This window comes from Paenibacillus sp. J31R30 (assembly GCF_059692115.1).
This window is the reverse complement of the sequence record NZ_JCAUAV010000006.1, coordinates 16,959-31,746: the sequence shown is the minus strand read 5'-3', so window position 1 is coordinate 31,746 and position 14,788 is coordinate 16,959. Positions and strand designations below refer to the sequence as shown.

Below are 14,788 nucleotides of genomic sequence, written 5' to 3'. Positions count from 1 at the left end.
TACAAATGAAGTGGAGGAACAGGAATAATACGGTGTCAGGAGAATCTATATACAATCAAATGGATGTAAATAAGTGAATACTGTATTTTGTATGAACATCTGTGTTTTGTATGATACCCGATTCCGTCAGAAAACGATAAATTAGACATGTGAACAAAAGAATGAATTGTCGAGGGAAGGGTTGATGAAGATGAGAAAGTTGATAATAAAGCAAAGTGCAATAGCTCTGACAACAGCCGTGTTGGTAACGCTTACTGGATGTGGTGGTGGGGGTTCGCAAACCGCAGAAACGAAACCTAGCAGCAGTGAAGCTGTTAAGGAAGCGCCGAAAGTTGATTTGACGTTCTGGACGTATCCGAAATGGAGCGGTATTACCGGTACCGAGCAAGGCGGACAGCTTGGGGACTATGAGAAGGATGCGGTGAAGCGGTTTACTGCTAAATATCCGAATGTCAATATTAAGGTCGAGGTCCTTGATTTTAACAATGGCCCGCAAAAGGTGAACGTAGCACTGGCTGCCAATGAAGCTCCTGATATTTTGATGGATGGACCGGTTCGTTTTCTTGGCTATGCACAGCTTGGTTATCTGGAACCGCTTGACACGCATCTTGGGAAGGATTATATCGGTGCAATGATTCCATCTATGTGGGACCAAACAACGATTGGTGACGGCAAGCATTACTACATTCCATGGGGAGCAGCACCACAGGTTATGCTGGTGAATAAGACACTGGTTGATAAGGCTGGTTTGTCAGATAAGCTGCCTAAGAATGAAGAACGTACTTGGACCACAGACGAGTATGTCAGTTTAATTAAAGGTGTACAGGAGAAAACCGGTGTGAAGGGTATGGGCTTGTTCGCTGGTAGTGAATCAGGTGATGCTTTCATGTACAATCTGATCTGGTCTGCCGGTGCACTCACGTATAATGACAAATTCGATAAAATTGCACTGAACAGTCCGGCAGGACTAACAGGGATGAAATTTATCAAGCGTTTGGTGGATGAGAAGCTTGTGAATGATGGAGGAGCAGGCATTAAAGCACCAGATTCCTACAATTTATTCTATGATCAGAAGCTCGTGTCCATTTCGGGCGCACCCGTACATTATTCCCGTGGAATGGCAGCAATTCGTGATAAGAAGTCACCTCCCTATGAGATGTATATGACCTCTTATCCGACATATCCAGGAACGAAGAATGCAACTACCGTGTTGAGTTCCTTCGGTGTCGCTGTATTCAAGAATAAAGATGCCAATAAACTGAAATATGCCGTAGAATTTGCCAAGTTCCTCGGAAGTAAGGAGAATGCGACAGCTGTAAAGGCAGCGAGTTCCTATAGTGCTTATGAGGATGTGAACAAGACGTTATTCGCTAGTGAAAAGGACAACAATATGGATTTTGTAGCTAAATTGCTGAAGTATGCGATTAATGAAGGCTTTGCGGCACCAGGGTATAACGACATCCGCAAGAACAATATGGCACACTTGCAGAAGGTCATCCTTGGAACGGAAGCACCGGAGGATGCACTTAAGAAAATTGAAAGTGAAGGCAACTCCATTTTAGAGAAGCAATTAAAAATTATTCAAGAGCAGCGCAATTAAGTCACTGACTTAGACAAAGCATTTAAAATTTTCGCAAGTTCTAGATATAGGAGGGGGGAGGAACTATGGCTGGAGTGCGCCATGATTCATCGCTAGCTGTTTCCCGTCAGCTACGACCAATCCGGAGGAGAATGACGGGATTGTTGTTCAAGCAACAATTAACGGGCTACTTGTTTATTTTGCCCATTAGCTTATTTTTTATTGTGTTCACCTTATATCCGGCATTGGATGCTGTACGAATGAGTTTCTTTGATTTCCGTAGGTCTGGGGACCTTTTCGTCGGAATGCAAAATTACTTCGATATTTTCCATGAAGAACGTTTTCTTCGAGCGTTAACAAATACTTTCCTCTATGTGCTATATATCGTTCCCAGCACGATTGCTTTTGCTATTGTGGCAGCCACGATCATCTATTCCATGAGTGAGCGTTGGACGGGTTTTTTTCGAGCAATCTTCTATTTACCAAGTGTTACTTCGGCTGTGGCGATATCACTTGTTTGGGGATGGATGTTTAGTTCGGGTAAAGAATCGCTTGCCAACAGGATATTAGCCTTCTTCCATCACTCTTCGCAAGTATGGTTTATTGATCCGTCGATGGCAATTTATTTGATTGTATTGATCATCCTAACTGTATCGGTCGGTCAACCTATTGTGCTATATACGGCAGCAATGGGAAGCATATCCACGGATTATTACGAAGCGGCAAAGGTTGACGGGGCGAGCAAACTGCAGCAATTTATGAAAATAACAGTTCCATTGTTAGCACCAACCACATTGTACTGTGTTGTAATCACGACGATAAACGCATTCCAGACCTTCATCTTTATTCATTTATTGACTTCAGGTGGTCCAGATAATGCCACAACTTCAATTATTTATGAGTTGTATGTTGAAGCTTTCAACTATAACAAATTCGGAACTGCTTCAGCAATGGGAATTGTCTTGTTCGTGCTCGTAGGTTTAGTGGCGATATTCCAATTTCGTTCGATGACCTCCAAGGTCGAATATTAAAGGGGGAAGAGCTATGCATGAAGCGCGTCCTTTGCGCACATTGCTATGGAAACCGATTCTGATGATCCCGGCATCTATTTTCTTTCTATTGCCCTTCGTATGGATGGTCATGGGATCCTTGAAGCAAAGCTTTAAAATCAATGATTTCTTTGCTCCCCTTACGTTGGATAATTATAAACTGCTGTTTCAAACTACACCTGCGTTTCGATGGTTTTTTAACAGCGTCTATGTTTCAGTGATTGCTACATTGTTGATTTGCGTATTAAGTGCTCTGGCGGGTTATGCTTTTGCCAAGATACAGTTTAGAGGCTCAAATGTGATTTTCTTTCTTATGATTGCAACCATGATGCTGCCAAAGTACGTCATGCTGGTCCCGCTCTTCAAGCTTATAAGGGATTTAGGCTGGTTCAATACGTACTCAGCGCTTATTTTTCCCGAGATCGGATATGCATTTGGCGTATTTATGATGCGTCAGTTCATACAATCGATTCCAACCGAGATGATTGAAGCAACAAGGATTGATGGCGCCTCAGAATTCAGAATTTTCGCTCAAATCATTGTTCCCCTCGTTAAGCCCGCACTTGCTGCCCTTGGTATATTCTCAGTTGTCCGGGTGTGGAACGATTTCATGTGGCAGTTGGTCGTCACCCAATCGGAAGAGATGAAGACCATGCCGCTAGGTGTAGCGGGTTTCAGTTCTGTCGCTGGTCTAACTGATTATGGCTTAATGATGGCCGGCGCTGCTGTAGCGTCATTGCCAATTATCATATTGTTCCTTTGCTTTCAGGGCTTATTTACAAGAGGCATTACAATGGGTGCACTCAAAGGTTAGCTGCCTCCTTAAGGAGGCTCAGATACTATCAATTTTGTATGAAAAGGAGAAATACCATGATAAAACAATACAGTTATGATGTGGTCGTTGTTGGCGGTGGAGCAACAGGAATTGTTGCTGCGATGGCAGCAGCTCGTAATGGTGCAAAGACAGCGATCGTAGAATACAACGGGTTTGTGGGAGGAAACGTCATTCCGGGGCTTCCTCTGCTGGGTTACCATAACAACAGTGGGGAGCTAATTGTGCGCGGAATCGCTTATGAGATCGCTAAGCGCCTCCAGGAAATGGGTGCGGCAACAGAGTTTTACCTTGATCCAATCACCAGCGACGTACTGGGTGTCGATCCGCACTGGTTCAAATATCTTGTGACGAAGATGCTGCTCGATGACGGTGTGGATTTCTATCTTCACAGTATGCTCAAGGATACGATTGTCGAGAATGGACAGGTCAAAGGTGTCGTGATTGCCAATAAAGAGGGCGAACAGGTTCTCGCCAGCAAGGTTGTCATTGATTGCAGTGGTGACGGGGATGCGGCAGTTAAAGGCGGTGCTGAGTATGTATATGGGCGCAATTCGGACAACAAAACGCAGGTTTCATCCTTGGTATTCCGTGTACGCAACATTGATTTCAAGCATCTGATCGCCTATTTCAGAGAAAATCCGACTCAAATTCGTCCGTTTGAGATGAGCGAAGAGGTTGTCACGAACTTGATCAATCAGATGGAAGGTGCAGAGGTTTTTGTGACCGGTGGTCTGCAAAATTTTATACAGCAAGCCATTACGGACGGTATTAAGTTCCCGCGTACTAATCTGGTGGGGGTCTGCCTACCAAAGTTCAATCAGATGATCGTTGTGACTAGTCGCGTTGAGGGTGTGAATCCTAATGACAACCGCAGCTATTCGAATGGGGAGGTAGAAGGACTGCTTCAGGTGAAGGAAAGCTTCGATTTCCTGAAGAAATATGCCCCTGGTTTTGAAAATATTGAGTTATTGGATACTGCCCATCAGATGGGTGTTCGTGAGTCGCGCCATATCGTAGGCGATTATTTGCTGACAGGTGAAGACCTAATTGAGAGTAAACGATTCGATGATGTTATCGGCCTTGGCGGCTATCATCTGGATATTCACTCCCCTGATCATAAGGGGTTGCAAACCAAGAAGGTAAGCACTTATGAGCTCCCTTTTTCATGCTTAATTCCCAAAGGACTAGAAGGAATGCTGCTTGCAGGCCGTCATATCTCAGCCACGCATGAAGCAATGTCTTCTACACGTGTGATTCCCATTCAGATGGCACAAGCGGAAGCGACCGGTGTTGCAGCGGCTATGTGCGTACAGCAAGGAAAAGCAATCCGGGAGTTGGATATATCCGAATTGCAGCGCAAGCTGGTAGCTCAGGGAGCAGAGCTGGGTCAAAGCTTAGGCAGAAGAACATTCTAGCTCAATGGCAATGTTGTAGTGAAGGCCAGCGTACAATTTAAGTAGACTCGACCCAATAGGAGGATTACTGAAATGACAAGACTAGCGCATTCAGAATTACTGAAGTTGAAGAGATGGAACACACCAACGATCTATAATGGCTGGGAAGCGATTACTAAGCATGACATTACAAAGGGCTTTAATATGGAAGAAACGCGTGACTATATGCCTCAAATGGGGCCAATGGTCGGCTATGCCGTTACTGTACAATTCGAACCAAGCAATCCGGACCATCCGAAGCAGAATTCAAACGCATGGCACGAGTACCGTCAGTATATCGCAAGCATGAAGGGCCCGAAAATTGTCGTTGTTCAGGATATGGATAAGCCAAACGTGATTGGCGCATTCTGGGGAGAAGTAAACAGCAATATTCATCGTTCGCTCGGGTGTGTTGGTACAATTACAGATGGTGCCATTCGCGATACCGACGAAATGTGCAATGCCGGCTTTAAGGCGCTGGCTCGAAGAACGTGCGTAGGTCATGCTTATAGCACACCGGTGCGCTGGGGGATTGAAGTAGAAGTGTTTGGCTGCAAGGTAAAACCAGGTCAGTTAATTCACGCAGACAAACATGGCTTTATTGTCATTCCAGAAGAGGATGAGGTGCCCCTGCTAGAAGCTGCAGTCTTTATGGATGGTAATGAATGCAACACTGTCATTCCTGCGGCCAGGAATACAGTTGGAATGACAACTGAGGAAATTCTTAGCGAGATCAATGAAGCGGGCAGGCAATTTGGATTTAAAATGAAAGAAAAATTTGGTGCCACTGGCGAGTGGTAAGAAAAGAGGACCTAGGATGATCATCGGTGATTTGAGGACGTGGGATCAGGAAAAGCAGGCGTATGCTCCTATCCTTCAGGAAGCCATCCAATATCTTCGTACGACAGATTTTACCAATGCCCCAATTGCACAGACAGATCTCCGCGGAAGTGATATGTATGTCATGGTGCAGGAGGCAAATACTGTTGTTCCCGAGGAGCGTAAGGCTGAGCATCACGCCAAGTATATTGATGTTCAGATGGTCGTCTCAGGTGAGGAGATTCACCGGGTGGCCCGACAATCGGACAACAATTTTGCTGTTGAGAATAAACTTTCGGATAATGATTACGCGTTATATGATGATGTGGATAATGAATTTGATGTTCTTATGACACCAGGGATGTTCGCCATTTATTTCCCAGACGATCTTCATCGTCCGGCCTGCAGTCTTCGCGGAGGAACGACGACAAAACGGGTTGTCATAAAAATTAATAAAGCTTTGCTATAAGCTGTGGAGTGTGATTTCAATGAAAATTGTCGTGCTGGACGGGTATACTCTGAACCCGGGGGATCTAAGCTGGGGGGGTCTCGAAGCGCTTGGTGAAGTAACCATATATGACCGAACCCCTCCAGAGCTGATTCTCGAGCGAGCAGTAGGAGCAGAAATCTTATTAACAAATAAGACACCTATACGGATGGAAATCTTAGAGCAGCTGACTAGGCTGGCGTACATTGGTGTCTTGGCTACGGGCTTTGATGTGGTGGATGCGCAGGCAGCTAAAGCCAAAGGTGTATACGTCACTAACATTCCGAGCTATGGTACCGACTCCGTCGCCCAGTTTGTTATAGCGTTGTTGTTGGAGCTTTGTAATCATGCAGGTCTCCATAATGAATCGGTACATAAGGGGGAATGGTCATATAATAAGGATTGGTGCTACTGGCACAAACCACTTATCGAGTTGACAGGCAAGACGATAGGGATCGTAGGAGCAGGCCGTATTGGACTCCAAGTGGCACGCATTGCACATGCGATGGGAATGCGTATCATGGCTCTCGACAGTAAAGGTTCGACAAATCGCGAAGTACCATACGGTGGATTCCAATGGGTAAATAAGACGACCTTGTTTGAAGCATCCGATGTCATCAGTTTGCACTGCCCTTTGACAAAGGATACGAAAGATATGATCAATGAAAGCAATATCGCCCTGATGAAGCGGAGTGCCTATCTTATTAATACCGCTCGAGGCAAGCTCGTTAACGAACAGCAATTGGCGGACGCGTTGCATCGAGGAGACATAGCGGGGGCTGCGTTGGATGTTTTATCCATGGAGCCTCCCGATGCTTCCAATCCGTTATTACGTGCACCTAATTGTTTAATTACACCGCATATCGCTTGGGCATCCAAGGAAGCGCGGAGTCGATTGCTACAAACGGCCATCGATAATGTAAAAGCATTCCAAGCTAATAAGCCAATCCACATCGTAAACGCCTGAATTTAAAGCATGATAGAACTTCTCAAACCAAAAGGAGTTGGTCAGGTTGTTATTAAAGGGAGATAAGCGATTTTATTGGGTGTTGATGTTCGTAATGGCACTCAGCATGTTTGGGTTGTATGTTCATCCTCAACCAGTCAAGGCTGCAACCACACACGAATGGGAGCTTGAGAATTACATGGTTGGCAGGGAAACGAATGGAGATTCTAATTCTACGGTCAACGAGACGAATGCAAGTGGCGGTAAGATGGTATTGTTTAATTCGGACGAGACAGGGGACTGGATCCTGTTTACGATTCCAAATGTTCTTCCAGGGACCTACAACGTGAAGTTAGCCTACAAACAGCATACGCAGCGGGGAATAGCCCAGCTTTCGATCGGGCAGGCAGATGGTCTCGCTCAAATTGACCTAGGAAGCGAAATTAACATGCAGGGACCGGATAACGTATTTACAACCGTTTCACTAGGTACGAAGTCATTTGGCACAATGGGTTTTAAAACGTTTAAATTTCGAGTCACCGGTGGGAATTCCAGTTATTATAAGCTTTCCTTCGATAAGCTTATTCTAGAAGAAGCGTTTACTGGAACGGTTAATGCGGCTTCCGCTCTGTCCATTACACAAACGGGCACATCCTACTTTAATTTAAGCTGGGCAGACAATTCAAACAATGAGAACGGCTTCCTTATCGAGCGAAGCGACAGCCCGTTCACAAGCTGGAAGGTAGTAGGATTTACACCAGCCGATACGACGAGCTTTGTAGCGACAGGAATGAAAGACAATGCGCAATATAAATACAGGGTGACAGCGTATAATGGAGGATCTAGAGGCACAGCATCCAACGAGGTGACTGGAACAACCGGCATAGCCAGTCATACGCAACAGGGCACGGTTATTGATACGGCTGGTGGCAGGTCTGGCGAAGGGACCATGGTCAAACTCAATGACGGAACATTGCTGATGTACTATAACTATCAAGCGATTGGTGGGGACTTTGGCATATTTAAAATTTATCAAAAGAAATCGACCGATAATGGGTTAACCTGGTCTTCAGGTACGGAGATATTGGGAGATTCTACGGGCAGTTATTCTTACATGATGCCATCACTTATAAAAATGGCTAACGGTCGTCTCGGCTTCATGTATACCAAGAAGGATATGTCGACCTTAGAAGCGCACCGGTATTTCAAATACTCAACAGACGATGGGCTCACCTGGTCCACACCGGTAAAAATTACAACGGATTTACCAATGTCCTACGGTGGATTCACATTAAAAGCGGCAACCGGTCCACATGATAGACTGATCCAAACATCCAGCGGCCGTCTCATCTTCCCGGTGCACGTCGGACCTGGAGAAGAGCTTGCAGATCCGTATAACGATGCAATTCCGGATCATTTATTTGCTACGACTTTCGTCTATTCTTCAACAGATAACGGAGCAACTTGGACGAGGAATGCTGGTCCCATGACCATGAAAGGTACTACGGAACAATCTTCACGCAATCAAGTTTTGATGGAACCGAGCATTGTCGAAACTTCGACCGATCATCTGCTTATGTATATGCGCAACCAATCCGGTTTTTATTATCAGAGCACCTCAACAGATGATGGGGCGACGTGGTCCGGCATATCACAGACGCCAGTCATGGCTCCATTGACACCGGCAAAGTTGGTTAAGATCGATTCGACCAAGATTGGGCTCTTGTTTAATCCTTGGGTTGATAAGACGCAAAGCCTTAATGGTGATCGATTCGTGCTTGGAACGATGTATAGTACGGATTCGGGGAAGACATGGAAAAATTTTAGGGCTTTGGAATTCAGAAATCCAAGTTCTTCGTTGGTTGGAGCGCCTTCCTATCCGTACATTCTTTTTAATGGCAGCTATCTTCATATCGGATACTTCGGGATGACGGGGTTTGATATGATGTATCGCAGAGAAAGCTCTACCTGGTTTACAGATTAATACAACATGCTGCAGGTGGCTTCAAAGGGCTCCGATCAGGAGCTCTTTTTTATGTATGCCACGCATGATTAACTAGGTGGTGAAAGTCCACTGTGGGGTGTGTAGTTACCGACCTGCCGATTCGGGTAGCATCCCCGCTCGCAATAATTGTCCCGTTTTCATCCATCACATTGATGTTTCGTTGCAAACGAAGCATGGTCTCATGTGCGATTTTTTCGGCCAATTCTCTGGTAAGCATACTTTAATCATTCCCAAACTAGCTTTTTGATGTATTATACAAAATAATTAAAATTTACTGATGGTTTTTTAGATATTACATACAAAGATTAATTAATATTCATCTACAATTTAATAGTGAAGCATGGACGAAGAGACTAGAAAAATCTACGAAAGAAGGGATGAAGATGAAGTTTGTTGTCGCTCCGGATTCTTTTAAAGGTAGCCTGTCAGCGGTGGAAGTTGGAGAAACGATGGCACGGGCTCTACAGCTGGAAATTCCTTCGGCTGAGGTACAGATAATCCCGATGGCGGACGGTGGAGAGGGGACCATTAACGCGTTGGTAGGGGCAGTTGGAGGCCGAATTAATCGGGTGCAGGTTTCAGGGCCGCTTGGAGAACGAATCGATACCTATTACGGAGTCATCTGGGAAGACAGTGAGCCTGTAGCGGTTATTGAGGCGGCGAACATTTTTGGATTGCCTATGGTGCCGCCAGAGCAGCGAAATCCGATGCACACCACATCCCGTGGAATGGGAGACATCATTCGCGTAGCGCTTGACCAAGGGTTTCGGCGGTTTGTAATCGGCATTGGCGGCAGTTCCACGAATGATGGCGGTTTGGGAATGCTATGCGCATTAGGAGCTTCTTTTACCAAAACGAACGGCATTGCGGCGGAGGGATTCGGACGGGAGCTTGCAATGCTTGCGGAAGCAAATTTCGAAGGACTTGACCCGCGCCTTGGCGAATGTCGGTTAACAGTGGCCTGCGATGTTACGAATCCGTTACTAGGCCCGCAAGGAGCTTCCTATATATTTGGGCCGCAAAAAGGAGCCACTCCCAAACAAGTACTGCAATTAAATAAAGCGATGCGCGCATACGCGGATCTGGTGGAGGCGCGATTGTCGCTTAGGTTGCGGAACCGGGCGGGAGCTGGCGGGGCAGGAGGCCTAGGTTTTGCTTTAATGGCTTTGGGGGCGGATATCGTACCCGGCGCTCAGGTAGTGGAGGAAATGACTGCACTGAGGCGGCACATTACTGAAGCGGATTGGGTTCTGACCGGCGAAGGCTGCAGCGACGAACAAACCTTTTTCGGCAAGCTACCGTATCACGTCGCGCAAGTGTCGAAGGAAGCAGGTAAAGAAGTCATCCTCATCTCGGGCAGCCTTGGTGCGGACAGCGAGCGGCTCAGCGGTCATTTTGCCGGTTGCTTCTCCGTCGTGCGTGTACCTTCCACCCTTCAGGCATGCATGGAAGAGGCCGAGCATAATTTGTTTGAATGCACCAGAAATGTTGCCCGGCTGCTCAGTATTGCTGCTAATAAACGAGTCAATAACATTAAACTGTAAGCTGTTTTACATCCAGGCTGTATTTCTTTATACCCGTTCCGAAAGCGCAGAGTGGGACGATGGCAGCAAGCGAATCTCCATAATCGTAAGCAAGCTCATAGACGCCACGGCCACCCATGCTGATACCTGTCGCATAAACGCGAGGGGATCGATGTTCAGCACTGGGATGAGCTCATCGAGCAGATCAGCAAGGAGGTCTGGCTGCCAGCCGCTTCGCGAACCTGGACACTGCTTTAAGGCCAAGAGCAAACTATTCTTTCTAGACGTCGATGTATCACTGGGGAGCAATAGTTGAAGCTCCTGGTTATACGGAACCAGTTATTTTCGCTTCAGGTGGTAAGCCTTATGGAACTAGTGTGACCGTGTATCAGTCCGGAAAATCGTTGAAGATGCTGAAAAGTCTGTTAGACATCAAGCCATGCGTACAATTCAGGTAGCCCGCTCAATCAAAAATGGTTTAACTAGCTAAGAGTCAATATAAATAAGAGGCTGCTTTTTGCAGCCTTTTTACCTAAATACAATTAGTTTCTTTTCATTTCATAAAGATCTTTCCGATTCTGAGATTTAGCGTCAATCATGTTGACAATTTATCAAACGGAAGTCAGTTCGAATAGGTTGCAGTTGTCCAATATTATGTGTAAGATTTCCGCACTTTGGAGATGTAAGGCTGCACATCTTGCACATCTCCATTTTCCATCCCCATGATCTCGGCTGGCCCCTCAATCATCATCTTGATAGGCTGATCAGCCCTGTAAACGGGCTTTCTGGAAGCATCAGCTTTTTACACACACTCTCAAGCACTAGCTCTTTCCTTCAACTACCCTTAACCATTAATCAATTTTTGAATATGTTCTTCAAGTTGCTCGGGTGAAAGCACATGTATAGCTTCCTTCAGATTTCCTTGTTTGTCTATTAAAAATGTAGTAGGCACAAACACGACTCGATATGCCTTTACCGCATCATTTTTCGAATCAAGCAAAACCGGGAAATTCAAATCCTGAATTTTTATGAGATGGCGAACTTCTCCCAAGTTGTCTTTCATAGTGACGTTCACTGCATACAGATCGAGTTGCGATTGATATTTGTCGTATATCTGTTTTAATGCCGGTAGTTCTTCTTGACATGGGACACACCATGTTGCCCAAAAGTTAACGATCAGAGGCTTTTCTCTTATACCACCAAGCTGATATTCTCCCCCATCCAATCCTAGTAACGAAAGAGTAGGCACAGTTCCAGTATTCCTCATATTATTGGCCGAAGATTTTAGATTCTGCGATTCCGTGTAGGTATGATAACCCTCATATGAAATCATTATTAAAGCTATTACTATCACCATTATAAGGATCAATTTTTTCATTTACTTTGTCCCCTTAGCAAAAAACGGAATGGTTATGAATGCGACATAAATTCTACCACATCAGATTAAATTATAGAAACCACAAGTAAGCATTAACAAAATCTTATTATCTAGTTAACCTTGGCATGACAAATTCTTAATAATATAAAGATCAGATAAAGTAAGTCTTAGTAATGATTAGCTAATGTAGGAATGACTTGTATACAAATGAATCGCATCCGTACCAACAGGGTCGGTTAAACCGACCCTGTTTTTATTCATTTGCTAGTCGCAATGAAAGATCCAAGGGAATAGGAGGCACATAATTTTGAGAGTCTTAAGCAGCAAGAAGAGCAAGTTGTCTCTAATAGCCTTCGTATTGATTATATGTTTATGCGGATGTGGTCAAAAGAAAACGGAGGAATCCATTCCTAAGACGGCTAAGTCACCCGCACCTATAGCTGCTCATGTTAAAAAGGAATACCAGAAGCTGACTTTTGATGATCTTTATGAGGATTTAAAAACGAAAACTCTTTCGCAAAAAGTAATAGAATTGTCAGGGCAGTCTGTACGTATGGATGGTTTTATGGCCCCTCCGCTTACGCCGGAAATTGAGTTTTTCGTTCTAACTCGATACATGATGGAGCAGTGCCCGTTCTGCGCATCTCTTGCACAATGGCCAGCAGATATTGTAGTTGTATATTTGCCGGAAGGGCAGCCAATGGATGTTACGGACCATCCGCTTGTCGTCAAAGGAAGACTAGATGTAGGGGAACATAAGGACGAACAAACCGGCTTTGTAAGTCTTGTAAGGTTGTATGTAGATAAAATCGAGGTGCTTGAATAATGCTGCTGATTAAACAATTGATCAAAACGTACCCCTCTGAACATCAGAGCATAACTGTATTAACACTGCCTTTTCTTGAAATATCCGCTCAGCAAAAGATTGCCTTGGTTGGTCCGAGCGGGTGCGGGAAAAGCACTTTGCTCAATATCATTGCTGGAATAGACCGCCCCTCTTCAGGAGAGATAACCGTACTCGATACTGATATTTTGCAGTTAAGTGAATCACGGATGGACGCTTTTCGCTCCCTGCATATCGGCTATGTGTTTCAAAATTTTAATTTACTGCCCGGGTTCTCTGCCTTAGAAAACGTAATGATCGCTATGCATTCTGCTAAAGTGATTCCTCCCAAAGAACAGAAGAAGCGTGGACGGGAACTGCTGGAGAGAGTAGGTCTTGATCATCGATTGCACCACAAAGTGAATCGACTTAGTCAAGGAGAGCAACAGCGCGTTGCGATCGCCCGTGCTCTCGCCAATAAACCGTCCCTCGTTTTGGCGGACGAGCCTACCGCAAGTCTGGACAGTGGAAATGCGGAAGCCGTATTTGCTCTCCTTGTCCAAATGTGTTCCCAGTTTAATTCCGGACTGATTATCAGCACACACGACATGGAGTTGGCAGGTCAAATGGATCATATCGTCCACTTGCGAAAGCGCCATGTGACCGGGGATGTGGAGGCAAGTCGCGATGTTTCTGCTTAATATGATTTGGCGCAATCTTATGAACCGGAAGCTTCAATCGGTGGTTACAATCATCATTGTGGCTGTCGGAGTCTCACTTTCTCAAGGCATAATGCTTGTATCCGATGCAATGAAAGAAGGGATGAAGCAGACAAGCGGGCCGTACGGTATGCTGGTGGGGTCCAAAGGGAGCTCAACGCAGCTGGTTATGAACACCATCTTTCTTTCGGATACACCGCTCGGCAATCTGGATTATTCTTATTTTGAAAATCTGCGTAAAGACGCCAGAGTCACTCAGGCCGTGCCTATCGGCATGGGAGATAACTATAAAGGATTTCGCATTATTGGCACGAACACAGACCTGTTTGAAATCAGGGAGAAGCCAAACGATCCTCCCTACTTTCGCTTGAAGGAAGGACGGTTTTTTGAACTGCCATTTGAAACGGTATTGGGTGCCGAAACGGCACGGCAGGAGAATCTCAAGGTAGGGGATACCTTTATAGCAAGCCACGGCGTTATTTCCGGTCATGATGAAGGAGAGCAGCATAAAGAGAAACCGTATGTCGTGGTCGGTATTCTTGCCGAAACACTAAGTTCTGCTGACCTGGGGATATACACGCCTTTGGAAAGCTATTGGATAAGCCACGACCAAACGGAATCTTTAACTTTGGGTAATAGTGTGGAGGCACAACGGGGCGTGACGGCAATTGTTGTAAAACCCGACAGTTATGTGAATTTGTTCGCGTTGTATCAGGAAATCAATCTCAGTAAAGAAGCTCAAGCTGTCTTCCCAGGCAAAGTGTTGGCCCAATGGTTCGACATGATTGGAAGCAGTGAGAAAGTGTTGAATTGGATTAGCTTCGCTGTATTGGGTATGGCAGGTTTATCGATCATGCTTTCGCTGTATGGTTCTATGTTGGAAAGAAAACGGACCGTAGCCATATTAAGAGCTATAGGTATGAGCAAGAATACGATACTTGTGTTGGTGTTTCTAGAATCGTTTGTTTTGATAGTGTTCGGTACGCTGCTTGGGATCGTATCGGGATACGGTATCGCCACAGCATTTGTAACTTTTATGACGAGTGGTCATGGAATCGGCATTGTTCCTATATTCCAATTCAAGATTTACGCGGTCGTTTTCGTTGTCTGCTTCATTGGAATGGCAGGAAGCCTCATTCCCGCATTCAGCGCTTACCGGACAAAAGTATCCCAATATTTGAATCCGGTATAA

Annotated in this window: 15 protein-coding genes and 2 pseudogenes; 13 read left to right on the top strand and 4 right to left on the bottom strand. The window is 45.3% G+C overall.

The annotated features are described in order from the left end of the window. The first annotated feature begins 190 nt into the window (after positions 1-190). From AC58QO_RS20620 to AC58QO_RS20585, 8 genes are all read left to right on the top strand, one after another. Complete coding sequence (locus AC58QO_RS20620) at positions 191-1,600, top strand: ABC transporter substrate-binding protein (RefSeq protein WP_497268781.1); 1,410 nt, start codon at positions 191-193, stop codon at positions 1,598-1,600. A 65-nt stretch (positions 1,601-1,665) separates the two neighbouring features. Beyond that, positions 1,666-2,610 (top strand): carbohydrate ABC transporter permease, encoded by a 945-nt coding sequence (locus tag AC58QO_RS20615; protein ID WP_497268779.1) that lies wholly within the window; start codon positions 1,666-1,668, stop codon positions 2,608-2,610. 13 nt (positions 2,611-2,623) lie between these two features. Then, positions 2,624-3,442 carry a carbohydrate ABC transporter permease gene (locus tag AC58QO_RS20610; protein ID WP_497268777.1) on the top strand — a complete coding sequence of 273 codons (819 nt, stop codon included), beginning with the start codon at positions 2,624-2,626 and terminating at the stop codon, positions 3,440-3,442. A 56-nt stretch (positions 3,443-3,498) separates the two neighbouring features. Next, entirely contained in the window at positions 3,499-4,878 is a 1,380-nt protein-coding gene (locus AC58QO_RS20605; RefSeq protein WP_497268775.1) for an FAD-dependent oxidoreductase, read from the top strand. Between the two features lie 72 nt (positions 4,879-4,950). Next, complete coding sequence (locus AC58QO_RS20600) at positions 4,951-5,697, top strand: RraA family protein (RefSeq protein ID WP_497268773.1); 747 nt, start codon at positions 4,951-4,953, stop codon at positions 5,695-5,697. Between the two features lie 16 nt (positions 5,698-5,713). After that, positions 5,714-6,184 carry a NanQ anomerase/TabA/YiaL family protein gene (locus AC58QO_RS20595; RefSeq protein ID WP_497268771.1) on the top strand — a complete coding sequence of 157 codons (471 nt, stop codon included), beginning with the start codon at positions 5,714-5,716 and terminating at the stop codon, positions 6,182-6,184. Between the two features lie 19 nt (positions 6,185-6,203). Further along, positions 6,204-7,169, top strand: a complete 966-nt coding sequence (locus AC58QO_RS20590; protein WP_497268769.1) for a D-2-hydroxyacid dehydrogenase — start codon at positions 6,204-6,206, stop codon at positions 7,167-7,169. Between the two features lie 46 nt (positions 7,170-7,215). Then, positions 7,216-9,132 carry an exo-alpha-sialidase gene (locus AC58QO_RS20585; RefSeq protein WP_497268767.1) on the top strand — a complete coding sequence of 639 codons (1,917 nt, stop codon included), beginning with the start codon at positions 7,216-7,218 and terminating at the stop codon, positions 9,130-9,132. A 49-nt stretch (positions 9,133-9,181) separates the two neighbouring features. Here the strand turns inward: AC58QO_RS20585 and AC58QO_RS20580 are convergent, their stop codons facing one another. After that, a complete protein-coding gene (locus AC58QO_RS20580; protein WP_497268766.1) occupies positions 9,182-9,370 on the bottom strand; it encodes a sugar diacid recognition domain-containing protein in 189 nt (62 codons plus the stop codon). 166 nt (positions 9,371-9,536) lie between these two features. Between AC58QO_RS20580 and AC58QO_RS20575 the strand changes: the two genes are divergently transcribed. Further along, the gene (locus AC58QO_RS20575; protein WP_497268764.1) at positions 9,537-10,697 is read left to right on the top strand and encodes a glycerate kinase family protein; all 1,161 of its coding nucleotides are present in this window, start codon (positions 9,537-9,539) and stop codon (positions 10,695-10,697) included. A gap of 27 nt (positions 10,698-10,724) precedes the next feature. Here the strand turns inward: AC58QO_RS20575 and AC58QO_RS20570 are convergent, their stop codons facing one another. Beyond that, on the bottom strand, positions 10,725-10,985 hold the full coding sequence (locus tag AC58QO_RS20570) for a hypothetical protein (protein ID WP_497268762.1): 261 nt from the start codon (positions 10,983-10,985) through the stop codon (positions 10,725-10,727). Between AC58QO_RS20570 and AC58QO_RS20565 the strand changes: the two are divergent. Then, positions 10,961-11,166: pseudogene (locus tag AC58QO_RS20565) on the top strand (NAD(P)H:quinone oxidoreductase, type IV); the annotation flags it as partial. The gene AC58QO_RS20570 and the pseudogene AC58QO_RS20565 sit on opposite strands and share 25 nt — an antisense overlap. Before the next feature lie 162 nt (positions 11,167-11,328). On the opposite strand, the pseudogene AC58QO_RS20560 reads toward AC58QO_RS20565, so the two are convergent. Beyond that, a pseudogene (locus AC58QO_RS20560) lies at positions 11,329-11,460 on the bottom strand (hypothetical protein); the annotation flags it as partial. A 60-nt stretch (positions 11,461-11,520) separates the two neighbouring features. Continuing rightward, positions 11,521-12,054: a TlpA family protein disulfide reductase gene (locus tag AC58QO_RS20555; protein ID WP_497268760.1), complete on the bottom strand. Its 534-nt coding sequence runs from the start codon at positions 12,052-12,054 to the stop codon at positions 11,521-11,523. Between the two features lie 307 nt (positions 12,055-12,361). Between AC58QO_RS20555 and AC58QO_RS20550 the strand changes: the two genes are divergently transcribed. The 3 genes from AC58QO_RS20550 to AC58QO_RS20540 are packed head-to-tail and all read left to right on the top strand — an operon-like array spanning position 12,362 to position 14,788. Continuing rightward, positions 12,362-12,880 carry a hypothetical protein gene (locus tag AC58QO_RS20550; RefSeq protein WP_497268758.1) on the top strand — a complete coding sequence of 173 codons (519 nt, stop codon included), beginning with the start codon at positions 12,362-12,364 and terminating at the stop codon, positions 12,878-12,880. Next, the gene (locus tag AC58QO_RS20545; protein ID WP_497268756.1) at positions 12,880-13,578 is read left to right on the top strand and encodes an ABC transporter ATP-binding protein; all 699 of its coding nucleotides are present in this window, start codon (positions 12,880-12,882) and stop codon (positions 13,576-13,578) included. The genes AC58QO_RS20550 and AC58QO_RS20545 overlap by 1 nt, the downstream gene beginning before the upstream one ends. After that, positions 13,565-14,788 (top strand): ABC transporter permease, encoded by a 1,224-nt coding sequence (locus tag AC58QO_RS20540; protein WP_497268755.1) that lies wholly within the window; start codon positions 13,565-13,567, stop codon positions 14,786-14,788. The genes AC58QO_RS20545 and AC58QO_RS20540 overlap by 14 nt, the downstream gene beginning before the upstream one ends.